Source organism: Brevibacillus sp. BC25, from assembly GCF_000282075.1.
GTDB lineage: Bacteria > Bacillota > Bacilli > Brevibacillales > Brevibacillaceae > Brevibacillus.
Window position 1 is genome coordinate 61,595 of record NZ_AKIX01000026.1, and the last position, 6,247, is coordinate 67,841.

The window sequence follows — 6,247 nt, forward strand, 5'->3', positions numbered from 1 at the left end:
AGGAGGTCACTACCGATGGAGTTATGGACAATGGCTAACAAGGCAGCGGTGCTTGGGTTTATCATCGTGACTTCTTTTCTTGCTCATCCCACTTCTGAAATTGACCCGTGGCAAATTCTTGTGTACTTGTTGTATTTGGCTATTAATCTCACTATTCTCATCTTGAAAAAGAGGAATCATCAGCAATGGTTTGTTGGGCTATCCATCCTGTTCGTGATAGCGAGTGGACTCGTACTTGACCCGTTGTTTGTACTTCTCTTGCCAATCAATATTTTGGAGCTAGCTTTCTTAGCGGGTAAGCAGCCGGTGGTCGTATTTTTATGTATGTTGCTGCCATTTTTCATCGTGCCGCCTGAATGGGTGCCCTTGTTTTTATTTACGGCTTTGCTTAGCTTTTTTCTGTATAGATGCGGCAGTATGTTGACAGTTAAGCTTGGCAGGCTGGAGGCTGAACGGGAGAAGCAGAGAGAGGATTTATACAGGTTGACCTGTACCTTAAACGAAAATCATGAGTATTTCCGACAGTCAGCCTATACCATTCAACTGGAGGAGCGCAATCGCCTCTCCCAACAAATTCACGACGATGTGGGGCATGCGGTTGCAGGTGCGCTGATACAAATGGAAGCGTCGCGACTGCTGATGGCGACTGATCAGGACAAGGCATCCGAACTGCTCCGTAATGCGATCGCAATATCGAAGGAAGGGCTGGAGCGAATCAGAGTGACACTCAAGGATGTGAAGCCTCGGCCGGAGGAGCTGGGAATCAATCGACTCCGGTTGTTTGTCGATGAGCTGTCTGCGAGAGAGACAGTGACAGCCACGCTTACTTTTGACGGAGACATTGACGTCATCTCACCGATTCAATGGAAAATCATCCAGCAAAATGCGACGGAAGCGGTCACGAATGCACTCAAATATGCGAAGGCAACAGTGATTTCCCTAGAGGTACGGGTGCTGAATACATTCATAAAAGCAGTGGTCACAGACAATGGGGCCGGCGCAGAAAAGGTTGTAAAAGGGCTTGGCATTCTCGGGATGGAGGAGAGAGCTGCATCTGCTGGTGGAACAGTGATTGTAGACGGTACGCGAGGCTTTAGCGTGACCACACTGCTACCTTATCGCAACGAATGAAGAAGATCATGAGAAACAACATGAGAATTCTCATGTACCGAGGGATGAACTTATGCACTGACATAGGGGCATCCTTTTTTATTACAATGCAGACATAACCACGAAGGGAGTGAGTTACGTGAGTCATGTATTGGAGATTCGTCAGTTAACGAAAAAATTCGGTGATTTCGTCGCCGTCGACAATATGTCTCTGAACGTACGTGAAGGAGAAATCTTTGGTTTCCTGGGGGCCAACGGAGCAGGAAAGAGCACGACCATCAACATGATCGCCTCCCTGTTGCGCTTAACAAAGGGTGAGATTACCCTGCTGGGAAAAAATATTGAGAAGCACAGCAAATTCGCCAAAATGAACATCGGAATCGTACCACAAGATATCGCCATCTACGAGGATATGACTGCCTATGAAAACGTGAGGTTTTTTGCTGGCTTGTACGGACTGCGTGGATCACTGCTTCGCGAACGGACGGAAGAGGCGCTTGAATTCGTAGGTCTCGGCGACAAAGCTAATAGCTTTCCCAAAAACTTCTCTGGCGGGATGAAGCGTCGGTTAAACATCGCTTGCGCCATTGCCCATCGGCCGAAGCTGATCATCATGGACGAACCTACTGTCGGGATTGACCCTCATTCGCGCAATTATATCTTGAATTCGGTACGCAAGTTAAACGACATGGGCTGCACGATCATTTATACGAGCCATTACATGGAGGAAGTCGAAGAAATCTGCACTCGTATTGCTATCGTCGACCATGGAAAAGTCATCGCGGAAGGATCGAAGGAGGAGCTAAAAGCGATTATTACCGACGCGAAGGAAATTTGGATTGGCGTTCGGGCAGATGAACCGTTAAACCTCGAAGGTATTAAGGCGATTCCTGGTGTGAATGCGGTGCTTCAAGAAGAGAATACGATCAAAATCGTATCGAAAACGGAGATCAACAACCTGAACCGGATCATTCAACACTTCATCAAGGATCAGGTAGAAATCCGTTCCGTTGAAGAGCAAGCGCCGAATCTGGAGACTGTGTTCTTGACCTTAACTGGTCGAAACTTGCGAGACTAGAGGAGGGGCTTTGCCATGAATATATGGAGTATCGCTGTAAAAGAAATCAAGTCCAGCCTTCGCGAAAAGAGAACGTTTATATTTATGCTAGCACTTCCCATCATTCTGATGTTGATATTAGGTTCTGCCCTTTCCAATGCATTTGACGAAACGAGGACCGTAGGAGACATGCGCTTGCTGTATAAAAGCAACGGGACGAATGAGGAAATGTCTACGGCGTGGAACTCGTTTATAAAAGCATTGGGTGATAAAGGAGTGGAGGTCGCTCAAGTAAGTTCAGGCATGGACGGGCAGGAGGAAGTTCGCGCGGATCGCTATACGGGGTACGCAATCGTCAGTGATGCGGGGATTGAGTTTTATGGAAGCAGCAAGAATGCGATAGGAAGCAATATCCTCGCGGGAATGCTAACCGTTTTTGCAGATCGGTACTCGCTCGCATCCGCAGCTTATCAGATAGATCCCGAATCTGCTTTGGCAATAGTCAAGGGTACCGGACAGCGTGATGATTTTATTCATGAAACGACCTTGAATCCAAATAAAAAACCGGGGGCAATCGACTATTACGCGATTGCGATGACGACCATGATTGCGCTCTACTCGATGTTCTCTGCGAGTTATTTGTTCACCGGGGAGAGAACGAACAAAACGTCCACACGATTAATGGCTGCACCTGTCAGCAAAGGTACTATCTTTACCGGCAAAATTATCGGCAGTACGTTCGTTAATTTGTTTTTCGTACTCGTCGTGTTCTTAGTTAGCAAGTTCGTGTTCCAAGCAGATTGGGGCAACCACTACGGAATGGTTATCCTCGTACTTTTGACAGAGGTGCTGCTTGCGGTCAGCTTGGGTCTGGGGATCAGCTTTCTTTTTAAAGGTGAAGGGGTAAGGGCAATCAACAATATTTTTACGCAAGTCGCCTCCTTTGTAGGCGGTGCTTATTTTCCCGTTGATCAATCAGCTGGTTTCTTCAGTCTCTTGGCCAAATTCTCTCCCCTTCACTGGGCGAATACAGGTCTGATGCAAATCATCTACACAGACAATCCGAGAGGCGCATGGGTTGCGATTGCGATGAATGTGAGCATTGCCACGGCGTTCATCATCATTTCTGTTATCACGATGCGCAGACGGGAGGGTGCTTTTGTATGAGTGAAATGCTATGGCTAATCCGGAAAACGCTGATGGAGACGTTTCGTAGTAAAAAAAACTGGTTCACTTACTTGGGTTTGCCGATCGCAGGGGTTCTGCTGTCTCTTACCCTCTACAGCAATGCAGGCAGCGGCACGATCCATGTCGGAATCATCAATCAAGATGGGGACCAGATGATCACGCAGGACACGATCCGGTTTATCGAGAGATTGAATCATATTAAGGTTACAGTCATCGACGAACAAACGATGCGTGAACAAATCGTTTCTGGTAAGCTGGATAGCGGAATTGTTTTCGAGTCAGGGTATGCTGCTAGTGTTCGGAAAGGGGCGCCAGCACACTTGAATATTGTATCCGTAAAAGGTGAACAGGTTACTGCCTACGTGAAGGCCATGCTGCACAGTTATATCGGCAATCTTGCCGCGATTGGAAAAGCGGCACAAGCGGATGGGGCTAAGTTCACGAAGCTGTATACGGCATACCACGAGCAAAGCTACAAGCTCCATACGGTAACGCTGCAAGACACCTCGAACGTGACGCGTATGACGAATCAATCGATTGGTTTCCTCATTATGTTCATGATGTTTTCAGCGGTGAACATGTCGGAGATCATTTTAAAAGAAAAAGAGAATCGCACCTTTTTACGACTCCTTTCTTCGCCGATGTCGGCTAGATCCTATGTATTCTCGAATATTATCGTCAGCATGTTTATTTTGCTGCTGCAAATCATCGTGACCTTGCTCGTCATGAAAAACGTCTTCGGCATAGATGCAGGCGTCTCGTATGGTCAAATGTTTCTGCCGTTGTTCGTGTTCGCGCTGGGGGCAATCGCACTTTCTCTGATGACCGTTGCCTTTGCGAAGAGTAGAGCAGGTGCCGGAGCGATTTCCAACCTGATCATTGTACCGACGTGCCTCCTGGCTGGCTGCTTCTTTCCAATGGAAATCATGCCGGACACCGTGCGCAAAATTTCAACATTCTTGCCCCAGCATTGGTTGCTCGATACGGTGAATAAGCTTCAACAAGGGTACAGTCTGGGGAGCTTGTATTTGAACATGGCCATTTTGCTCGCATTCGCTACGGTTTTTGCCTTGATCGCCATTTATCGGTTTGGGCGGAATAACGATAACAGACAGTTTGTGTGAGAAAAATAGGACTGTGGAACTGCAATTTGACAAGGGATAATCCGAAGTGTGTCGAAAGATGCTTACTATGATAAAGCTAAGGAACCATAATCGGAGTCATTCAAAAGCACTCATAAGTAAGCATCTTGTGATTCTTCTCATGTTTTTAGCATTTCTTCTAGGTCTTCGAACGTTCTGGTTTTCGTTTCATGCGTTTCCAGAGCATCCGCCTGTGGTTCAAGGGGTTCTTGATATGCGCGGGTGGGACTTTGAAAATTCCCCGTCCATTTCACTGGATGGGGAATGGGAGTTTTTCCCTGAATCTTTGATCACGCATGAAGATCTCAAGCAATCATCGAATGACGAACGACAATACGTTCAAGTGCCTGGCAATTGGAGCAGCGCTTTTTCCCGGGACGCTCCGTCACCGTATGGCTATGGAACATACCGTTTACGGATCTTGGTCGATCAACCACTAAATCAGCCATACACTTTATGGGTTCCGGAAGTGGAAGCATCTTCTACCGTAGAGGTTGACGGAGAGATATTAGCCAGAGTCGGAGTACCTGCGACAACAGCGGAAGAGTACACGGCGCGGAAGGCATCCTTCACGGTTACGTACATTGCAGGTGATGCAAAGGTCATTGAAGTGCTTGTCCGAACGGCCAACTTTCATAATCCAATCGAAGGGGGCATCGTCAGATCGATTTACTTCGGGTCGCAGGCAGCTATTGACACCGATCGTTGGTATTCTATCGGCTTCCAGATGGCAACCTTCCTCATCTTGTTGCTTCATGGCTTGTATGCCGGCATCCTGTATGTGTTGAATGCCCGCTACAAAGAGTTTCTCGTGTTTTTGCTGTTGCTTTCCTGCGTGGGGATAAAAGCTGTGTCTGATTATGACAATCTGCTGTTACTTTGGCTCCCGATCGATTATACATGGTCGATCAAGGTAGAAGTGCTCGCCTACATATGGCAGCCTTTGCTGATGATATTATTGGTGAGAAGTCTATCTGATCAAGGGGAGAAAGAAAACTCTAGGCCGTTTAGGGCGTATCTTTCCGTGCTCAGTCTTTATTCGGCAGTCATCGTGCTGGGAACGGCACAATGGGTGTATATTTTAGCTGGAACGCCATTTTTAGTCATTATTTATTTTGGCCCGTTGTTATTGTTTATTTTCAGAATCAGCCGCATGCTCATGGAAAACAAGCATGATGCTGTATTTTTGCTCATTGCTGCAACGAGTATTTTTTCCAATGTCATATGGTCCGCCATCATGGAATATAAAATCATCGATATCAAGTACGTGTATTATCCGCTCGACCTGGTTGCTGCACTTGTCAGTTTTTCTGCTTACTGGTTCAAGCGATTCTTTCGCAATTCAGAGGAAAAGGCAAAGCTAACGGAGCAATTGAAAGAAGCGGACAAGCTCAAGGACCAGTTTCTCGCCCATACCTCGCACGAACTGAGGACACCGTTGCACGGCATCTTGAATATCGCTCAGACTGTCGTCAACAATGAAAAGCATGTCATGGGTGGTCGGAGCACGCAGGATATGGAGCTCTTAATCACGATCAGCCGCAGAATGTCTCATTTACTGGACGATTTGCTAGATGTCGTACGATTGCAGGACAAGCATATCGTGTTGCAGAAGAAGCCGGTGCATATTCAATCGGTTGTTTCCGGCATCATCAGCATGCTCACTTACTTGGTAGAAGGCAAGCCTGTTCAACTGAAAATGGACATACCAGAGTCCATCCCGCCAATCTTGGCAGATGAGAAGCGGCTA

5 protein-coding genes are annotated in these 6,247 nt (G+C 47.1%); all 5 read left to right on the forward strand.

What is annotated here, in order from left to right:
- The first annotated feature begins 15 nt into the window (after positions 1-15).
- Positions 16-1,131, forward strand: a complete 1,116-nt coding sequence (locus tag PMI05_RS06090) for a sensor histidine kinase (RefSeq protein ID WP_007718663.1) — start codon at positions 16-18, stop codon at positions 1,129-1,131.
- A gap of 118 nt (positions 1,132-1,249) precedes the next feature.
- Positions 1,250-2,188 carry an ABC transporter ATP-binding protein gene (locus PMI05_RS06095; RefSeq protein ID WP_007718666.1) on the forward strand — a complete coding sequence of 313 codons (939 nt, stop codon included), beginning with the start codon at positions 1,250-1,252 and terminating at the stop codon, positions 2,186-2,188.
- 15 nt (positions 2,189-2,203) lie between these two features.
- On the forward strand, positions 2,204-3,334 hold the full coding sequence (locus tag PMI05_RS06100; protein ID WP_007718669.1) for an ABC transporter permease: 1,131 nt from the start codon (positions 2,204-2,206) through the stop codon (positions 3,332-3,334).
- Complete coding sequence (locus PMI05_RS06105; RefSeq protein WP_007718672.1) at positions 3,331-4,479, forward strand: ABC transporter permease; 1,149 nt, start codon at positions 3,331-3,333, stop codon at positions 4,477-4,479. Before PMI05_RS06100 ends, PMI05_RS06105 begins: the two co-directional genes overlap by 4 nt.
- A 232-nt stretch (positions 4,480-4,711) precedes the next feature.
- On the forward strand, positions 4,712-6,247 hold a 1,536-nt coding region (locus PMI05_RS06110), incomplete at its 3' end, for a histidine kinase dimerization/phospho-acceptor domain-containing protein (RefSeq protein ID WP_304412531.1).

Excerpts from the sequence above, each read along its gene's own strand:
- PMI05_RS06100 (WP_007718669.1), top strand. The coding sequence starts at position 2,204 with ATGAATATATGGAGTATCGCTGTAAAAGAAATCAAGTCCAGCCTTCGC.
- PMI05_RS06090 (WP_007718663.1), top strand. The coding sequence starts at position 16 with ATGGAGTTATGGACAATGGCTAACAAGGCAGCGGTGCTTGGGTTTATC.
- PMI05_RS06105 (WP_007718672.1), top strand. The coding sequence starts at position 3,331 with ATGAGTGAAATGCTATGGCTAATCCGGAAAACGCTGATGGAGACGTTT.